The sequence below is a fragment of the Undibacterium sp. Ji83W genome, assembly GCF_049340385.1.
GTDB lineage: Bacteria > Pseudomonadota > Gammaproteobacteria > Burkholderiales > Burkholderiaceae_D > Undibacterium.
The window spans coordinates 115,510-132,669 of record NZ_JBMPOZ010000020.1 but is presented as its reverse complement, the minus strand read 5'-3'; the positions used below and the strand labels follow the sequence as shown (position 1 = coordinate 132,669).

Annotated in this window: 15 protein-coding genes; 10 read left to right on the top strand and 5 right to left on the bottom strand. The window is 49.9% G+C overall.

Annotated elements, in window-relative coordinates; all coding sequences use genetic code 11:
- Window positions 1-138: 138 nt before the first annotated feature.
- Complete coding sequence (locus tag ACO0LD_RS25220) at window positions 139-885, bottom strand: transcriptional regulator (protein ID WP_423011093.1); 747 nt, start codon at window positions 883-885, stop codon at window positions 139-141.
- Between the two features lie 129 nt (window positions 886-1,014).
- Here ACO0LD_RS25220 and ACO0LD_RS25215 point away from each other — a divergent pair, with 129 nt between their 5' ends.
- The 6 genes from ACO0LD_RS25215 (at window position 1,015) to ACO0LD_RS25190 (ending at window position 8,677) form a co-directional block, all read left to right on the top strand.
- A complete protein-coding gene (locus tag ACO0LD_RS25215) occupies window positions 1,015-1,815 on the top strand; it encodes a hypothetical protein (RefSeq protein WP_423011091.1) in 801 nt (266 codons plus the stop codon).
- A 48-nt stretch (window positions 1,816-1,863) separates the two neighbouring features.
- Window positions 1,864-2,670, top strand: a complete 807-nt coding sequence (locus ACO0LD_RS25210; protein WP_423011089.1) for a TatD family hydrolase — start codon at window positions 1,864-1,866, stop codon at window positions 2,668-2,670.
- A gap of 15 nt (window positions 2,671-2,685) precedes the next feature.
- Entirely contained in the window at window positions 2,686-5,118 is a 2,433-nt protein-coding gene (locus ACO0LD_RS25205) for a DNA internalization-related competence protein ComEC/Rec2 (protein ID WP_423011087.1), read from the top strand.
- Between the two features lie 16 nt (window positions 5,119-5,134).
- The gene (locus ACO0LD_RS25200; RefSeq protein WP_423011085.1) at window positions 5,135-5,950 is read left to right on the top strand and encodes an alpha/beta fold hydrolase; all 816 of its coding nucleotides are present in this window, start codon (window positions 5,135-5,137) and stop codon (window positions 5,948-5,950) included.
- Between the two features lie 30 nt (window positions 5,951-5,980).
- A complete protein-coding gene (locus ACO0LD_RS25195) occupies window positions 5,981-6,925 on the top strand; it encodes a lipid A deacylase LpxR family protein (RefSeq protein WP_423011083.1) in 945 nt (314 codons plus the stop codon).
- 111 nt (window positions 6,926-7,036) lie between these two features.
- Window positions 7,037-8,677 carry a CTP synthase gene (locus tag ACO0LD_RS25190; RefSeq protein ID WP_423011081.1) on the top strand — a complete coding sequence of 547 codons (1,641 nt, stop codon included), beginning with the start codon at window positions 7,037-7,039 and terminating at the stop codon, window positions 8,675-8,677.
- Here the strand turns inward: ACO0LD_RS25190 and ACO0LD_RS25185 are convergent.
- Window positions 8,674-9,102, bottom strand: a complete 429-nt coding sequence (locus ACO0LD_RS25185; RefSeq protein WP_423011079.1) for a hypothetical protein — start codon at window positions 9,100-9,102, stop codon at window positions 8,674-8,676. The two genes, ACO0LD_RS25190 and ACO0LD_RS25185, sit on opposite strands and share 4 nt — an antisense overlap.
- Window positions 9,103-9,152: 50 nt before the next feature.
- Between ACO0LD_RS25185 and eno the strand changes: the two genes are divergently transcribed.
- The 4 genes from eno to ACO0LD_RS25165 all read left to right on the top strand — a co-directional run bounded on the left by eno (window position 9,153) and on the right by ACO0LD_RS25165 (window position 14,701).
- Window positions 9,153-10,436 carry a phosphopyruvate hydratase gene (eno, locus tag ACO0LD_RS25180; RefSeq protein ID WP_186954594.1) on the top strand — a complete coding sequence of 428 codons (1,284 nt, stop codon included), beginning with the start codon at window positions 9,153-9,155 and terminating at the stop codon, window positions 10,434-10,436.
- 156 nt (window positions 10,437-10,592) lie between these two features.
- Window positions 10,593-10,910, top strand: a complete 318-nt coding sequence (gene ftsB, locus ACO0LD_RS25175) for a cell division protein FtsB (RefSeq protein WP_423011077.1) — start codon at window positions 10,593-10,595, stop codon at window positions 10,908-10,910.
- A 236-nt stretch (window positions 10,911-11,146) separates the two neighbouring features.
- The gene (locus tag ACO0LD_RS25170) at window positions 11,147-13,531 is read left to right on the top strand and encodes a hypothetical protein (protein ID WP_423011075.1); all 2,385 of its coding nucleotides are present in this window, start codon (window positions 11,147-11,149) and stop codon (window positions 13,529-13,531) included.
- 57 nt (window positions 13,532-13,588) lie between these two features.
- Window positions 13,589-14,701, top strand: coding sequence for a hypothetical protein (locus tag ACO0LD_RS25165; protein ID WP_423011073.1), 1,113 nt, complete (start codon window positions 13,589-13,591; stop codon window positions 14,699-14,701).
- A gap of 7 nt (window positions 14,702-14,708) precedes the next feature.
- Here the strand turns inward: ACO0LD_RS25165 and ACO0LD_RS25160 are convergent, their stop codons facing one another.
- From ACO0LD_RS25160 to ACO0LD_RS25150, 3 genes are read right to left on the bottom strand one after another with little or no spacing between them, the layout of a single operon-like run.
- On the bottom strand, window positions 14,709-15,419 hold the full coding sequence (locus ACO0LD_RS25160) for an ABC transporter ATP-binding protein (RefSeq protein WP_423011071.1): 711 nt from the start codon (window positions 15,417-15,419) through the stop codon (window positions 14,709-14,711).
- On the bottom strand, window positions 15,416-16,183 hold the full coding sequence (locus tag ACO0LD_RS25155) for an ABC transporter ATP-binding protein (protein WP_423011069.1): 768 nt from the start codon (window positions 16,181-16,183) through the stop codon (window positions 15,416-15,418). The genes ACO0LD_RS25160 and ACO0LD_RS25155 overlap by 4 nt, the downstream gene beginning before the upstream one ends.
- A complete protein-coding gene (locus ACO0LD_RS25150; protein ID WP_423011067.1) occupies window positions 16,180-17,151 on the bottom strand; it encodes a branched-chain amino acid ABC transporter permease in 972 nt (323 codons plus the stop codon). Before ACO0LD_RS25150 ends, ACO0LD_RS25155 begins: the two co-directional genes overlap by 4 nt.
- Between the last annotated feature and the right edge of the window lie 9 nt (window positions 17,152-17,160).

Genomic DNA, 17,160 nt, shown 5'->3' with positions numbered 1-17,160 from the left:
TTGGCGTAGCGTTCAAAGCCACCTTCGGCAAAAGTTGTCTGTTTCATGGCATTCGGGATTCAATGAGAATAGGCTTATATTAACGTTTCTAAATCAATACTCGGATACTTAATCAGAGATTCCCTAAACTAAGTCACACTAAGGTTTTCTGCGCAGGGCAGTGAAGCTGGCTGGCTCCCATTCACGCATGGCCAGTAATACCGCTGTGCCACGCCTTTTCTTGAGCGGACTGCTCAAACTCTCGGTATGCAGTTCAGCCAGTTTTTGCCTCAGCTGGCGTATCTCAGCCTGAAATTTTTCAGCGGCGGCATCTGTCAGCATGCCGTGTATGAAATACTGTGATTCATATTCATGACTGAAGGGTGCATCCAGAAAATCTGCCATGCCTGTGTCGTGGAAATATTGGCGTATGGGACCATGCGGCAGCCAGTCAAAGTCCCTGGCGATATTCAAGCGTATGCGATTATTTGGCATCAGACTGATCAGGCATAATTTATCCAGGCGCAAGAGTTTGCTCAGGCATTCCGTTTCACTGAGTTGATAGACATGCAGGATTTCTTCAAATTTCCAGTGATTCAAGGCACAAACTGCCACCAGCAGCAATTTTGTATCAGAGACGAGTTCCTTTTCCTGCGCAGGGCTCAGGCTATGGATGCGGGTGTTGCTGGTATTTGCCTCCTGCGTGATCTCCATCAGGCTAAAGCCCAGAAACTGGCTAATTTGTGCCAGCCTTTCTATACTCATATTGGCACCATTATCGGCACTCAAGAGGCGCTTGATACTGGCCTCGGACAAATCCAGGGCCACAGCCACATCCCTGTATGTTTTGCCTTGCAGCTTCAATTGCTGCTTGATGCTGTTCAATAATTGCCGGATTTCTGTCATGGTTGTGCATGCGCAAGGTTGCGGGATTTAATACTTCGATTATTCTATGGTGCTACTTTACCAGTATTGGTTACATTATTTGCTGCCTGTCTCCACAATTGCCTATCTGTTAAAACATAGGTGAAGAAAATGAAAGCTGGATTGCGTACGCTGCCTTTGCTGATTTCGGCGCTGGCAGCTCTGGCATTATTACTGCATGGGCCAATAGCCCAGCTAGCGCATTATCATGACTTTGCCGATCAGTCGGACTGGGCGGATATACCTCACGCGATTGATGTGCTGACCAATCTTGGCTTTGCGATGGTGGCTATCGTTGGTGGCTGGTTTTTGCTGGAGAAATATCGCAAGGGTGATACGGGTATCGCATTCCCCGCTTATTGCGCCTTTGCTCTCAATATCGCTGCCACTACCGCGGGTTCCAGTTATTACCATCTTGCACCTGACGATGCACGCCTGTTCTGGGACAGACTACCCATTGCCTTTGCCTGTTGTAGTCTGTTGGCGGCAGTCAGGGCAGATAGCCTGCCAGGTATGGATGCGCGCAAAGCCTTTATGGAACTCGTGTTGTTATTGATGGCAGCTTTGATGTCTGTGATTTGGTGGCAGCAGACAGGTGACTTGCGTCCCTATTTGCTGATACAGGGTTTGACTCTGGTATTGATCCCCTTATGGCAATGGATATGGAAAGCAGAACGTGCAGACCGCCTGGCATTTGGTGCAGCGATGTTTTTATACGTGATTGCAAAAATCACTGAAATGCTGGATGGGCAGATTTTGCAGCAACTCCAGTTCATGAGCGGCCACAGTCTCAAGCACCTGCTGGCTGCCCTGGCTGCAGGCCTGATAGTCTGGCGCTGGCGTGCTCGCAAGGAAATGCAAGCAACAGCACCCGTTCAAAACATTGTAGTCCGCAGGCAAACTGCTTCATAATCAGGCTATTAATCAATTAGCCTGGGTTTGAAGCTATGTGTGGACATTATGTGGATAGATAGCCACTGTCATCTGGATGCAAGTGAGTTTGGCGGCACATCGCTGGCCGTTGCCGAAGCTGCTGCGCAGGCAGGCGTTTCGGCCATTGTTGTGCCTGCCGTTCACAAAAGCAATTTTGACACTGTCATCCAGTTGGGCGAGCAGCGTGCCGATTGCTTTTATGCCCTGGGCATACATCCCATGTATGTGCCGACTTCAAAAGAAGAAGACTTGGTGCTATTGCGCGAAAAAGTAAGCGAGTTGATGGCTGGTGCAGATGCGCAAAAAAAGCTGGTAGCCATAGGCGAAATTGGCCTTGACTATTTTGTACCTGCACTGACACAGAGCCCTTTGAAGGAAAAGCAGGAATACTTTTATACCGAACAACTGAAGCTGGCCAGGGATTTTGATTTGCCTGTGCTGCTGCATGTAAGGCGTTCACAAGACATCATACTCAAGCATTTGCGGCGCATCAAAGTCCGGGGCGGCATTGCTCATGCCTTCAACGGCAGCGCACAGCAGGCGCAGACCTTCATTGACATGGGTTTTAAGCTGGGCTTTGGTGGCGCCATGACTTTCACGCGCGCCCTGCAGATACGCAGGCTGGCAACGGACTTGCCCCTGTCCAGCATTGTGCTGGAAACTGATGCGCCAGATATCCCGCCAAGCTGGTTGCCAGAGGGTGCTAACACGCCAGCACAATTACCCAAGATAGGAGCGGTGCTGGCAGAACTGCGTAATCTGAGTCTGGCTGAAGTAGCGCAGGCAACTACCGCCAATGCCATGCACATCATGCCACGCATGCAAAGGGGCTAGTCTGTGCGGGCGGTGATGTTGGGCTTGGTGTTCGGTGTCGCCATCTTGCAGCAACAGGCAGAGCTATTGAGCTACAACTTGTTGGCGCTTTTGGTGGTTTCATCACTAGTCATCATTCTTCTTCTGGTTAAATACAAACCAGCATCCTGGTTGCATCTGCCCGCGCGCTTTGCGGTTGCTGCTCTATTAGGCTTTGTCTGGGCCACAACTTATGCGCATTTTTATATGCGCGAAGAGTTACCCAAAAAATGGGAAAACCAGGATGTGGTATTAACCGGCACCATAGACAGCCTGCCTTTTCAGTTTGAACAAGGGCAAAGATTCAATTTCGCAGTGGAGCAAGTGCGTGCTGATGGTATTGGCGATCTGACTGGCATTGCACATTGGCCATCCAAAGTCGCATTGTCCTGGTATGGTGCCGACCGCGGCAGTGATATGCGACAGGTGACGACAGTCCAGCCAGGTGAACGCTGGCAATTCAAAGTGCGGCTGAAGCGCCCGCATGGCAACGCCAATCCACTCGCTGGCTTTGATTATGAGGCATGGCTGCTGGAGCAGGGCATACGTGCTACTGGCACGGTGAGGCTAGATAAATTTGAACCGGAAGCAGTTATCTATAACCGCAAGCTGGCTGACTTTGTCTGGAGCATCAACAATGTCGTTGAATACAGCCGCGCCAAGTTACGCGACCGCATTCACACTGCTTTGCCCGGCCAGCCCTATGCCGGAGTGCTAGTTGCCTTGGTGGTCGGCGATCAGCGTGAAATTCCTCAGTCTGACTGGACTATATTTAACCGGGTAGGCATAGGTCATCTGATCAGTATCTCTGGCTTGCATATCACCATGGTTGCAGGGCTGTTCGCAGGCCTGGTATTTTACTTCTGGCGGCGCTCTTTTTTCCTCAATCTTTCTTTGCCCCTGCGTTTGCCTGCGCAAAAGGCAGCGGCACTGGCAGGTGCGTTGATGGCACTGGTCTATGTCGCCCTGGCTGGATTTGGTTTGCCTGCGCAAAGAACGCTGATCATGCTCAGCGTCGTGGCGGTGGCTATATGGACAGGGCGCATCAGCAGTTTTTCTGCAGTCTTAAGCCTGGCGCTGGGACTTGTCGTATTGGCAGACCCTTGGGCGGTGTTGTCTGCGGGGTTTTGGTTATCCTTTGCGGCTGTCGGCGTCATTGTTTTTGCGACTGGCGGGCAAGAGCGCGTCAAACCGCAAGAAAGTCGTGCTGCTGGCCTCATGGCCTCTTTGCGTTCGGCATCACTGATGCAATATGCAGTGACCCTGGGCATGATACCGCTGACCATGTTCCTGTTTGGCCAGATATCCCTCATCAGCCCGCTGGCGAATGCAATCGCCATTCCCCTGGTCAGCTTTGTTGTCACGCCTTTGGCTCTGGTCGGCAGCATCCTGCCTGCGCCTTTATCAGTATGGCTGCTGCAAATTGCTCATGTCTTTGTGGACTTTCTGGCGCGTTTCCTGACTTACTTTAGCGCCTTGCCGTATGCAGTGTGGACTGCGCCTATCCCATCATTCTGGCTGTTTTCGCTGGCCATGGCAGGTGTATTGTGGTTGCTGGCACCCAGAGCCTGGCCCTTGCGCTGGCTAGGTCTGGTCTGTTGCTTGCCACTGTTATTCCAGGCTTCGCAAAAGCCAGCAGAGGGAGAGTTGGCCGTGACGGCGCTGGATGTGGGGCAGGGTATGGCTTTATTGCTGGAAACGGCACATCACAGGCTGCTCTATGATAGCGGCCCCAGTTTGGGGCTTGATTCGGACAGCGGCAGCCGCGTGATTTTGCCTTATCTGCATGCTAGGGGCATCAATGAGCTTGATGTCATGATGATTTCTCATAATGATAATGACCATTCTGGCGGAGCCTTAAGCATACTCAAGCATTTGCCTGTAGGCCTGTTAAGTACTTCCCTGAGCCTGGATAGTCCCATCGTTCAAACTGCAAAACAGCACAGGCGTTGTGTGGGCGGCCAATCCTGGGATTGGGATGGCGTGCATTTTGAAGTCTTGCAGCCTGGAACAGCCAGTTATGAAAGTACGAAATGGAAACCGAATGCCCGCAGCTGCGTATTAAAAGTGTCTACCAAACTGCATTCTATCTTGCTGGCAGGTGACATAGAGGCCATACAGGAAGATGAGCTGGTGAACAGCATCCCGCAAAAACTGAAGGCGAATGTGTTGTTGGCGCCGCATCATGGGAGTGGGACATCGTCTACAGAGCCATTCCTGAAAGTGGTGCAGCCAGAGCTGGCAATTTTCCAGGTCGGCTACCTGAATCGCTACCACCATCCCAAGCCAGAAGTTTTCCAGCGTTATGCTGATTTTGGAATAAAACGTCTAAGAACAGATGAATCGGGTGCAATCAGCATACAATTTGGCGCATCATTGAAAACTTCACAATTCAGACAGGAAAACGCGCGTTACTGGTTTGACCGGTAATGCAATGCCTATAGTTATGAACGAGACTACCGTAAAACCCATCATCCATTTTGTCCATGGCAATAGCTTTCCCTCCGGGACATATCGCGTGTTTCTCGATCATTTGCGATCCTCTTATGATGTGCATGCCACCGACATGGTCGGCCACAATCCGGCATATCCTGTGACAGATGGTTGGCGCAACCTGGTGCAAGAGTTGATAGACACTTTGCAGGCAAGTTATCAGCAACCCGTGATATTGCTGGGCCATTCGCTGGGTGGCATCTTGTCCCTGATGGCTGCCAGGGCCAGGCCAGACCTGGTGCGTGGGGTCGTGGTACTGGATTCTCCTGTGGTATCTGGCTGGCGGGCGATGTTATTGCGTTTGTTTAAATTTCTGGGGCTGGACAAAAAGTTTTCACCTGCACGCTTTTCAGAAAGGCGGCGTCATCTCTGGAAAAATGAAGAAGAGGCTTATCAGCACTTTGCATCGAAGGAGATGTTTGCCATCTGGCCGCCAGAAGTCTTGCGTGATTATATGAAGGCCGGGCTTAAACCGCACCCGGAAGGCGTGACCCTGCGCTTTACCCGCGAAGTGGAAACAGCTATCTACCGTACCTTGCCGGATGGTTTGGGTAGATTGAACAAACGGCCGCCCAATGTGCCAGTTGGTTTTGTTGGTGGTACTGAATCCATAGAATGCCGCCAGGCTGGCCCAAAAGCGACAAAGAAATTAATGGGCGATAATTACGTACTTATTCCTGGTGGACATCTGATTCCCATGGAAGTGCCTGAGCAAACTGCCGCAGCCGTGCTGGCAATGCTGGAACGCATGAAACTAAGTGCAGCATAAGCTCCCTATAAACTCTATCTCGACAAATACATGAATCAAATCAAGCCTGCATTGAAATTTGCTTTGCCACTGGCGACATTGCTCTTCACGACCAGCGTCTTTGCACAAGAGGTTTTGCCATCCTGGAATGAATTCACACAGGTGCGGCAGACTGGCAAGACAACCTGGCAAGTGGATATTGATAATGACAGCTTGCTGTTCAAGAAGGATGATGGTTTTTACACCAGCGGTAACAGAATAGGACAAAGTTTTACCAAAGGCGACGCCACGCAGGCTTTGACTTATGGCTGGCGCTTGGGGCAGGAATTGTATACTGCGTCTGACATCAAGCTGGCTCCTAGCCAGATCGCTAAAATTGATCATCCCTACGCTGGCTGGTTGTTTGCAGGCTTGTATCGTGAAAAGAATGAAGCCAATGGCAGTAGCCAGCGATTGGGCCTGGATATAGGGTGCCTGGGACCTTGCGCTGGTGGTGAATGGACACAGACGCATCTGCACAGATTGTTGAAGCAGCCCTTGCCACAAGGCTGGAGTACGCAGCTGCGCAATGAATGGGGTGCAGTCCTGTCAGGTGAATATTCACCGGGCCGCATCGTGGCCATGTCCAATGTAGATATGGCACCACGCCTGAAAGGGCGTCTCGGCAATATCTTCACTGATGCTAGTGCGGAGTTGATGATACGCGCAGGCAGCCTGAATGCACTGCCTGAGCAAGCAGCCAGCTATGGTTTCTTGCGTACCGAGCTCAAGGCGGTTGCCTACAATGCAAGCATACAGGGCGGCTACTTTAATAATCAGGCTACTGCAGTCAAACCCAAAAGCCTGGTGGGTGAGTTTGAAATAGGCTATTTATGGCGCGGTGAAAACTATGGTGCATCAGCATCCTTCATCCGCCGTAGCAATGAAATCAAGGAATTAAGCAATGGTCAGGGTGCGCAGAATTTTGCTAGATTGCAATTTATTTATGCAATGTAAACCTGTCGGGTCCTGAAATTTCACAGCAAATGCGAGCGGGAATTCTCGCACATCACGGCTTAGTGATGTATAATTCGAATTTCCCGCTTGTGCCGTTCGGCACCTTCTGCAATGACTAAGTTTGTATTCGTTACGGGGGGCGTAGTCTCCTCTTTAGGCAAGGGTATTGCCGCTGCCTCTCTCGCTGCGATCCTTGAATCGCGCGGTCTCAAAGTCACTATGCTCAAACTTGATCCCTACATCAATGTGGATCCAGGTACCATGAGCCCATTCCAGCATGGCGAAGTTTTCGTGACCGATGACGGTGCTGAAACTGATCTGGATCTGGGGCACTATGAGCGTTTCATCACGGCCAAAATGAAAAAGGTGAATAATTTCACCACTGGCCAGATCTATGAATCCGTTATCCGCAAAGAACGCCGTGGCGAATACCTGGGCAAGACTGTGCAAGTTATCCCACACATCACCAATGAAATCCAGGAGTTCATCCATCGTGGTGCAGCCGGTGCTGACGTTGCACTGGTAGAAATCGGCGGTACAGTCGGTGATATCGAATCCCTGCCTTTCCTCGAAGCTGCCCGTCAACTGAGTTTGCGTGCTGGCCGTAATGCGGCTGCCTTCGTGCATCTGACGCTGGTGCCTTATGTTGCTGCTGCCGGTGAATTGAAGACCAAGCCTACTCAACACAGCGTACAAAAACTGCGTGAAATCGGTATTTTTCCGGACGCCTTGCTGTGCCGTGCTGACCGTCCTATCCCTGATGATGAGCGTGCCAAGATTTCCCTGTTCGCCAATGTGGCTGAAGAAGCAGTGATCTCTGTATGGGATGCCGATACCATCTATAAGATTCCACAGATGTTGCACGACCAGGGCTTGGATAAAATCGTTTGCGATAAACTGGGCTTGTCACCAAAACCAGCTGACTTGGCGATGTGGGATAAATTGATCTATGCGCTGGAAAATCCGAAAGAAGAAGTCACTATCGGTATGGTCGGTAAATATGTCGACCTGACAGAGTCATATAAATCTTTGACAGAAGCCCTGCGTCATGCCGGTATTCACACTGAGAGCCGTGTGAATATTGAATATGTTGATTCTGAAGAAATCGAAGCGCACGGTACCAAGTCGCTGGAAAAATACGATGCCATCCTGGTGCCAGGTGGTTTCGGCAAGCGCGGCGTAGAAGGCAAGATTCTGGCAGCCCGCTATGCTCGTGAAAATAAAATACCTTACCTGGGCATTTGCCTGGGTATGCAAGTTGCCCTGATTGAATATGCCCGTAACAAGGCCGGCCTGAGCATGGCAAACTCGACAGAATTTGATGCAGAGACAGAACAGCCAGTGGTTGCCCTGATCAATGAATGGCAAAACCATGACGGCAAAGTCGAAACGCGGGATGAAAATTCTGACCTTGGCGGCACTATGCGCCTGGGTGCACAAACTTGTGCGGTTATTTCTGGTACGCTGGCTTCAGAAATTTATGGCAATGTCGTGACTGAGCGTCATCGTCATCGCTATGAAGCCAATAACCATTATCTGGGTCGTGTTGAGGCAGCCGGTTTGATTGTATCTGCTCGCACGCCGACAGAAGATTTGTGCGAAATCATGGAATTGTCACGTGATGTGCATCCCTGGTATCTGGGTGTGCAGTATCACCCTGAGTTCAAATCGACACCGCGTGATGGTCATCCTTTGTTTATCTCTTTCGCCAGAGCGGCGATAGCGCATAAAAAGGCGCAAGAAGCTAACTAGGCATGAGATTGTATGGATTTGATGCATGCTTGAACCAGCCTGGATTTTTGATTGCTGGTTTGCTTGTCATTAATAAATCCTGCTAAATCCTGATTGAAAAGGCGAGCCACTATGCGGTTCGCCTTTTTTGCAAAATGACGCCGAGTTGCCTGAAAGAATGTTGTTGCTGTGCTTAAGCTGAGCGTCGACAAGCACGGTGAATGAAGGTTAGGATTCCGGGAATCCGCTTTTGCTTGATTTGTCCTGTAGTGAAACAGGTTTTTTTGCTTACCAGTGCAAAAAAGCGGCAAGAATAAAGTTTTGTTCAGTTCGTCGAACCAGAGTAATGGAGTATTATCTGCACCATTATTTTGAAGTAGCAAATTCATTACTGCTTTATTTATCTGTGACCAAGCCATATCAGAGGCCCGCAGATGCAGACGCAAGTCAGATTCGTTTTATTTTGTTCGATATTTTGATTGTTTAGGAGAATTGAATGAGTGCCATCGTTGATATTATCGGTCGTGAAATCCTGGATTCGCGCGGTAACCCAACTGTTGAATGTGATGTCTTGCTGGAGTCTGGTGTCATGGGCCGTGCTGCTGTGCCTTCAGGCGCATCCACAGGTTCCCGCGAAGCCATAGAGCTGCGTGATGGCGACAAGTCCCGCTATCTGGGCAAGGGCGTCTTGAAAGCCTGCGAGCATATCAATACCGAAATCGCTGAAGCCATCATGGGTCTGGATGCGAATGAGCAGGCCTTCCTTGACCGTACCCTGATTGATCTGGACGGCACTGAAAACAAGAGCCGCCTGGGTGCAAATGCCATGCTGGCCGTGTCCATGGCTGTCGCCAAAGCTGCCGCTGAAGAAGCTGGCTTGCCACTGTACCGTTATTTTGGTGGCTCAGGCGCGATGCAATTGCCAGTACCGATGATGAACGTCATCAACGGTGGTGCGCATGCTGACAATAATCTGGATATTCAAGAGTTCATGATCATCCCGGTCGGTGCTCCATCTTTCCGCGAAGCAGTTCGCTACGGTGCAGAAGTATTCCACGCCCTGAAAAAGATCTTGCATGACAAGGGTTTGACGACAGCGGTTGGTGATGAAGGTGGGTTTGCACCTTCTGTAGACAACCACGAATCTGCCATCAAACTGATTATCCAGGCGATAGAAGCTGCTGGCTACGAGCCAGGCACGCAAATCGCATTGGGCCTGGATTGTGCCGCCAGCGAATTCTACAAAGACGGCAAATACCACCTCGAAGGTGAAGGCCTGACTTTGTCTTCCGCTGACTTCACCAATCTGTTGGCAACATGGGTAGATAAATATCCTATCATCTCCATCGAAGACGGCATGGCTGAAGGCGATTGGGACGGTTGGGCTATCCTGACTGAAAAACTGGGCAAGAAAGTCCAGATCGTTGGCGATGACTTGTTCGTCACCAATACCAAGATCTTGAAAGAAGGCATACAAAAAGGTATCGCCAACTCCATCCTGATCAAGATCAACCAGATCGGCACTTTGACAGAAACTTTTGCTGCGATCGAAATGGCAAAACGTGCAGGTTACACTGCCGTGATTTCCCATCGTTCCGGTGAGACAGAAGATAGCACCATCGCTGATATCGCTGTTGGTACCAATGCCCTGCAAATCAAGACCGGTTCTTTGTCCCGTTCTGACCGTATGGCAAAATACAACCAATTGCTGCGTATAGAAGAAGATTTGGGCGAAATTGCCAGCTATCCTGGTCGCGACGCCTTCTATAATCTGAAGTAATCTGGTATCGTGCAAAGAAAAAGGGGAACTGAGTTCCCCTTTTTCTTGTTACATCCTTTTCGGAAAATATTTTGTTTTAGTTTTTGTATTGGTTCTTGTATTAGCTTTTGCTTTATTTTCGCTGTATTTTTGTTTCATTTACTGTCTTGATATCCCGTGCGTTTGATTGCTCTTTCCTTCCTTGCTTTGCTGATGTTGATCCAATACCCGCTGTGGTTGGGTAAGGGGGGCTGGTTGCGTGTCTGGGAGTTGGACAGGCAGGTAGCGCAGGTAAAAGGAAATAACGAAAAATTAAAAGAACGTAATGGCAAGCTCGAATCCGAAGTACAGGATTTAAAAAACGGCACAGACGCGGTAGAAGAGCGCGCTCGTTTTGAACTGGGCATGATCAAGAAAAATGAAATCTTCGTGCAGATTCTGGATGCAAATTCGCCTGCTTCAACGACTGCACAACCTGACCAGGTCAAGCGCTGATTGTATTCATGGTCAGCCGGATGCGGCTGCGCTACCTCATTTACACCCCATATACATATGGCCACATATTTGTTTTGCCCTATGTGTAGCCAAACAATTTTCTGGTGTTAGAATCACCAGTCTTTTTTGCATTTACATTTCGTAACAAAATTGCAGATATTGCATTTTCTTAGGTGCGAGCTGCATTTTGTACTTTTTATGCACGTGCGCTTTTGCGCTCAAACTTCAATTACTTCATGAAAAATAACAAGTATCAATTTTTTATTCCAGTCTTATTGTCAGCATTGCTCAGCGCTTGTGGTGGAAGTGGAGGCACTAGCACAGCCAGCAATAACGCGAATGGCGCTACAGTCGCTGTCAGTAACGGTGGTCGGCAATTTATCGGCATAGTCGCAAAGGGACGCATCGTCGGCGCGCGCGTGTCGGCCTTTAGTCTTGATCAGTCTGGTAATAAATCCGCCAGTTCTTTTGCGACAGCTACTACCGGCGCTGATGGGAGCTATGCGATATCGGTACCTGGCAGTGTTGCCAGCTTCCTCATCGAAGTAAGTGCGGCACCAAGTGCAATGATGTATGACGAAGCCACCCAGGCAGACTTGCCTTTTCCTGAAGACTTGAAGCTGCGTAGTGTTGTCAAACAGGGCACCAATCCTGAGTCGGTATATTGGGGCAGCGTCACACCACTGACAGAATTGATCGTCCAGGTTACAGAAAAAGCGGGTGGCCTGAGCGCATCCAATATAGACCGGGCCAGGGCAGGTGTGCAGGCTTTATTGGGCTTTGACCCGCAAAGGGTGGCTGTCATCCATACGACGGTAGATACATCGCAAGATACTTATGTTGATGAAAAAATCCAGGGCCTGAGCCTGACAGCCATTTCGCAACTTGCGCTGGACAAGGCACTTTCCTGCGATGCCACAACCCAGGGTAGCCGCGTTGCTTGTGTGGTAAGGCAAATCGCCTCTGCTGGCAAGTTGGACGGCAATGATTTTGTATTGCGCGAAGATGTGCGTGCCGCCTTGCGTGCCAGCCTGGAAAAAGTCGCACAAGATGAAAACCTCAACAAATCAGGCAAAAGCTCGATGGCCGGCATCGGCACCTTTGCCAGCAATACTTTGCCAGCTCCTGCGCCAGAGCCTGACAAAATCGCAGTAACCAAGCAGTTGTTTAGCAGTTTGCGCAATAACATTTATGCGGTATCGAATTCACAGCAAAATGGTGGCCTGGATTTGCGTCTCAATACAGTCAAGGCTGATTTTGAAAAAGCCACGCAGCCGATGGATAAGGATTTGTTGATCTGGTCCAAAACCATCACGGAAGGCATAGACCAATTCAATAAATACAGAAACGGCCAGACCAGTGAAACTGCGGTCAATGGACTGTTCTATGGGCAAACTGCATTGTGGAGTGGGTATCAGAATATAGGTAATCTGGGCGATTGCACGGTCATGCGCGATGCCATGAATGTGGCGACTACACCTGCACAGGCGGCGGGCATAGAATGCCGTTTTTCACGCTTTATACTGCCAGGTACCTATAAGTACGGTTACAAATACCAGGTTGAATGGGTGGAGCTGGTAGACCGTATCTGGCTGGAGCCAGTGGCAAATGATGTTACCCGTTTTAACTATAAATCTGAACTGGTGCAGCAAAAAGCCGTTTTCGTCTGGAATGAAGGACGGAATGATTTCCTAAGAAGGCCAGTTAATCCTGCAGACGTAGTTGCCACATATGGCAATTCAAATGATGCATACACTGGCCAAATGAGTTTTGCCTTGGAGGGTAATAAGCTATATGCCTTTACGGTTGAGGGCAAGATGCCGCCACGCACCAATAGCGCTGGTCAGTTGATTTCAGATTTTGAACGCTGGAGTCTTCGCACGGATCGTAATCAAACCGTCGATGGCAATTTCCGTTATGACTTCAGCGGCGAGCTTAAATCCTATGTCAAGGACCAGGTGAGTTCACGCCTGTCGCTGGACAAAGGTTCTTATGCAATTGTTGCCTTGAATTACAAAGGTAATCTGCAAAAAAATGGCATCAAAGAATTTAACCTGGCGATTACAGCTGAAGCTGGTAACAGTAAAGTGCATGGTGAAATAAAAATCGGCAATGCATCTGCGGACAAAAATGGCCTCGGCTATCAGCCAAACCGTATTGATTTTGTCGGTAGCATCAGCAATGCCACAGGCCTTGCAAATGCGCTGGAGATTTTCAATGGACAACTGACGGCAGAGCGCTTTGCATACAGCAGCTTTGATAGCAGCAAGCCTGAGTCCGCAAATAATTTTTTACGCAAGGCAGTGGCATTGTCAGGTGTCGTGCAGGTACCAGAACGCCCTCCATTGAAACTGAATGTGACAGGCAGTAATGATGCTTTCGGTAGCAATAGTATTTTCGCGCAATACACAGATGGCAGCAGTGTCATTAATGCGCAAATGAGTGAAAGCCCGACCAAGCCAAGAGTAGTGCGCGTCAGTAGCTCGTCTGGTGTTTCGTTCGATGTCTATGGCAAGAATGAAGTTGCTGACATCCTCAAGGATGGCAGCAAACTGGGCTGGCTGGATATCAAAGCAGGCCGTATCAGCTATGTTGATGGTAGCTTTGAAACCATTCGATAATTTGTAAATTGATTGACGGCCCGCTGCATGTCGGCGGGCTATTTTTTTGAGTGCGCCATGTTTTCATCCCGTGTGATACTTTCCTTATTTTGCGCATCGCTGACCCAGCAGGCATATGCTTTGGATGTGCTTGTTCTACAAAAGAGCGATGATGGTTGGCAGGTATTTTCCAATCTGGATTTGTGGGAAGCTTCGGACTTCATGCCCACCCGCAAAATCGAGGGCGACTGGAATACAGATTTCTCGCCCAAAGGTGGTCAGAATGTCAGCCTGCGCCGTTTGCGGGCAGAACTGGGTGTGGGTTATAAAGAGTGGCGCCTGAATCTGGAAGCCCGCCAGGAAGGCATGCTTAAAGCCAGCGCATCTACCCTGGCTTTTGTGAAAGCATATAAGCAAGCTGGTTTGCCACAGCAAGCTGTCAATTATCAACTGGATGCACAACTGGAAAGCTGGTCAGGCTTTGGCCTGAGGGCAGGGCGCTGGTTTGCATTTGGCGGAGAATATCAGCCGCGCTTCTTTGCCAGTGCCGTGTATTACATGAACCCGCAATACCGCACTACCCAGGCAACAGGTGCGGCCAGTTATGTCGATAATCAGCACTACAGTTTTTTTGCAAGCGAGCTGGATGTAAATAGCCGTTACCAATACCTGTTCCAGCAATTTGAACCCGAGGCCAGGGGCTATAGCTCCAGCCTTGCCATGGATTGGCAAATCAATTCGGCATGGCGTTTGCAATATCAACTGGAAGACGCATACAACCGCTTTGCCTGGAAAAATTTGCCAGAGCTGCAGCAAAGCCTGAGCTCTGCCGTTGTGCAATATGACAGCAAAGGATATTTGAACTATCAGCCTTTGCTACAAGGCGTCAATCGTCAAAGGACGCGCTCGGTCTCTGTGCGACAAACGCATACGGCGCGACTCGCTTATCAAAACCAGCAATGGGAATTTGCCGCACAAGTCCGGCATTTTTACGGCGTCAATCTGCCAGTGTTGAGTGTTGCCAATCATTCTGTCTATGGCCGCTTTGATGCCAGCTTTGATACGCGTTATAAATCAGTTGGCTTAGGCTGGAGCAATCAATTCGTGGGTGTGCATTTGCAGACAGATAATCTGAACTTGAGTAGTGCTAAGGTATTAGGGTTGGGTGTGCAGGCGCACTATCAATTCTAAATACCAGTTAAACCCCCACATATTTCTGCCAGGTTTCGGGTGACTGCATCAGACTTTCGCTATTCCCATGCCAGACTATCTTGCCGCGTTCCATGATGCTGTGCTGATCGGCAAGGGGGATGAGTTTTTCTACATATTTATCGATGACAAGTGTGGTTTGCCCCTGGTCGCGCAGCTTTCTGAGACAAGCCCAGATTTCTTCGCGCACCAGCGGCGACAAGCCTTCCGTCGCTTCATCCAGTATCAGCAAATGCGGGTTGGTCATCAAGGCGCGTGAGATGGCCAGCATTTGCTGTTCGCCGCCAGATAGCTGGTTACCCATATTGTCAGCCCGTTCGGCCAGACGCGGGAAGAGTTGGTAAATCTCTTTCAGGCTCCACGGAGTTTTGCTTTGATTACGATTGGCTGCAAAGGCGACCAGGTTTTCTTTGACTGTGAGGTTAGGGAAAATCTGCCTGCCTTCCGGTACCAGGGCTATGCCCATCCTGGCGATTTTATCCGTCGTCATTTTTTCTATGCGCTGACCCATGAAGCTGATATGGCCGCTATGTGCCGGTGTCAGGCCCAATATGGAACGCAAAGTCGTTGTTTTGCCAGCGCCATTGCGTCCCAGCAGGCTGGCAACTTCACCCTGGCGTATCTGCAGGTCTATGCCAAACAAGACCTGGCTATGGCCATAGGCGGTAGCGATATGCTCGACTTCCAGTATGGTCTTCATGCGACTTCCTTGAGTGCGATGTCCGCTTCATCGCCTAGATAGGCTTTCTTGACTTCCGGGTTCTGGCGTATCTGTTCTGCCGTGCCAGTGGCGATGATGGAACCTGCCACCAAGACAGAAATACGGTCAGCCAGTTTGAAGACGGCGTCCATATCATGTTCAATCAAGATCACGGCAGCCTTGCCACGCAGGGCGGCGATCAGTTCCAGCATCTTGCCCGATTCTTCATGCCCTGTGCCTGCCATGGGTTCATCCAGCAAGAACAGCTTAGGTTGTGTCGCCAGTGTTAATCCCAGTTCCAGTTGACGTTGTTCGCCATGCGCGAGTTCACAGGCTTTGCTATTGCAGTGTTCAGCCAGACCTATGTCGCTGGCGAGTTGCCTTGCTTGCTCAAAAAGTGCCTGCTCATCTATCGCCTTGCGCCAGAAACGCATGCTGCTACCTGAACGTGCCTGTATTGCCAGGCTCAGATTATCGATGACAGTATATGACGGGAAGATATTTGTGATCTGGTAAGAGCGTGCCAGTCCAAGTTTGACGCGTTCATGCATGCTGGTGGCAGTAACATCCACGTCATTGAAAATGATCTGACCCTGGTTTGGCGCAATGGCGCCGGATATCTGATGTATCAGTGTAGTCTTGCCCGCACCATTCGGACCTATGATGGCGTGGATTTCGCCAGGTAATATATCCAGGCTCAGATTATTTGTTGCGATCAGGCCACCATAGCGTTTGACCAGACCTTTTAGCTGTAACACGCTCATGCCTGATCCCCCTGAGGTTTTTTCGCCGACATGAATTTTTGTGGCAGGCTGGCCAGGCCATTTGGCAAAAGCATGACGACCAGCAACAGGATAATGCCCAGATACAATTGCCAATGTATGGTGTAGCCAGACAGGATTTCTTCCAACATCAACATGACTACCGCACCCAGTATGCCGCCCGACAGATAGCCAACACCGCCGAGTATCACCATCACCATCAGGCTGCCGGATTGTGTCCAGTGTAAAAGGTTGGGGCTGACCAGCATGTTCTGATTTGCCAGCAAGGCACCTGCCAGGCTTGCGACGCTGCCAGCAATCGCGAAGCACAGCAGCTTGTAGCGAAACACCGGGTAGCCTATGGCTTCCATACGAGTTTCGTTTTCCTTGATAGCTTGTATCACACGTCCAAAACGAGAATTGATAAGCCGGTAAAGAATGAAGAGAAATATGGTGCAAATAACCAGCACCAGATAATAAAAATTGCTGTCATTGCCCATGTCCAGTCCGGTTGCCGAGCGTTGCGCCAGACTCAGGCCATCATCGCCGCCATAATTCTTCAATGACACAAACAGGAAGTACAACATCTGCGCGAATGCCAGCGTGATCATGATGAAATATACGCCGCGCGTTCTGAGTGAGACACTGCCTATTGCCAGTGCCAGCAAAAAGCCAGACAGCATCGCCACCGGCCAACTAATCCAGGCGGATGTGACGCCATGCTGCATCAATATACCCACCACATAAGCACCGCTACCAAAGAAAGCAGCGTGCCCGAGACTGATCATGCCGCCAAAACCGAGTATCAGGTTCAGGCTGCTGGCTACCAGTGCGAAAATCATCAAGCGGCTTAACAAGCCTATATAAAATTCCTGGGCGAAGTAAGTCGCCAGTAGGGGAAAGGCAATCAGCAGGCACAGGATGCCTAAGCTGGACTTGAGCGAGATAGTGTGATGTAGACTGCTCTGCATAATTGCTCT

Bases quoted from the DNA above. Each gene is read 5' to 3' on its own strand.
- ACO0LD_RS25220 (WP_423011093.1), bottom strand. From the start codon at position 885: ATGACAGAAATCCGGCAATTATTGAACAGCATCAAGCAGCAATTGAAG.
- ACO0LD_RS25215 (WP_423011091.1), top strand. From the start codon at position 1,015: ATGAAAGCTGGATTGCGTACGCTGCCTTTGCTGATTTCGGCGCTGGCA.
- ACO0LD_RS25210 (WP_423011089.1), top strand. From the start codon at position 1,864: ATGTGGATAGATAGCCACTGTCATCTGGATGCAAGTGAGTTTGGCGGC.
- ACO0LD_RS25205 (WP_423011087.1), top strand. From the start codon at position 2,686: ATGTTGGGCTTGGTGTTCGGTGTCGCCATCTTGCAGCAACAGGCAGAG.
- ACO0LD_RS25200 (WP_423011085.1), top strand. From the start codon at position 5,135: ATGAACGAGACTACCGTAAAACCCATCATCCATTTTGTCCATGGCAAT.
- ACO0LD_RS25195 (WP_423011083.1), top strand. From the start codon at position 5,981: ATGAATCAAATCAAGCCTGCATTGAAATTTGCTTTGCCACTGGCGACA.
- ACO0LD_RS25190 (WP_423011081.1), top strand. From the start codon at position 7,037: ATGACTAAGTTTGTATTCGTTACGGGGGGCGTAGTCTCCTCTTTAGGC.
- eno (WP_186954594.1), top strand. From the start codon at position 9,153: ATGAGTGCCATCGTTGATATTATCGGTCGTGAAATCCTGGATTCGCGC.
- ACO0LD_RS25170 (WP_423011075.1), top strand. From the start codon at position 11,147: ATGAAAAATAACAAGTATCAATTTTTTATTCCAGTCTTATTGTCAGCA.
- ACO0LD_RS25165 (WP_423011073.1), top strand. From the start codon at position 13,589: ATGTTTTCATCCCGTGTGATACTTTCCTTATTTTGCGCATCGCTGACC.
- ACO0LD_RS25160 (WP_423011071.1), bottom strand. From the start codon at position 15,419: ATGAAGACCATACTGGAAGTCGAGCATATCGCTACCGCCTATGGCCAT.
- ACO0LD_RS25155 (WP_423011069.1), bottom strand. From the start codon at position 16,183: ATGAGCGTGTTACAGCTAAAAGGTCTGGTCAAACGCTATGGTGGCCTG.
- ACO0LD_RS25150 (WP_423011067.1), bottom strand. From the start codon at position 17,151: ATGCAGAGCAGTCTACATCACACTATCTCGCTCAAGTCCAGCTTAGGC.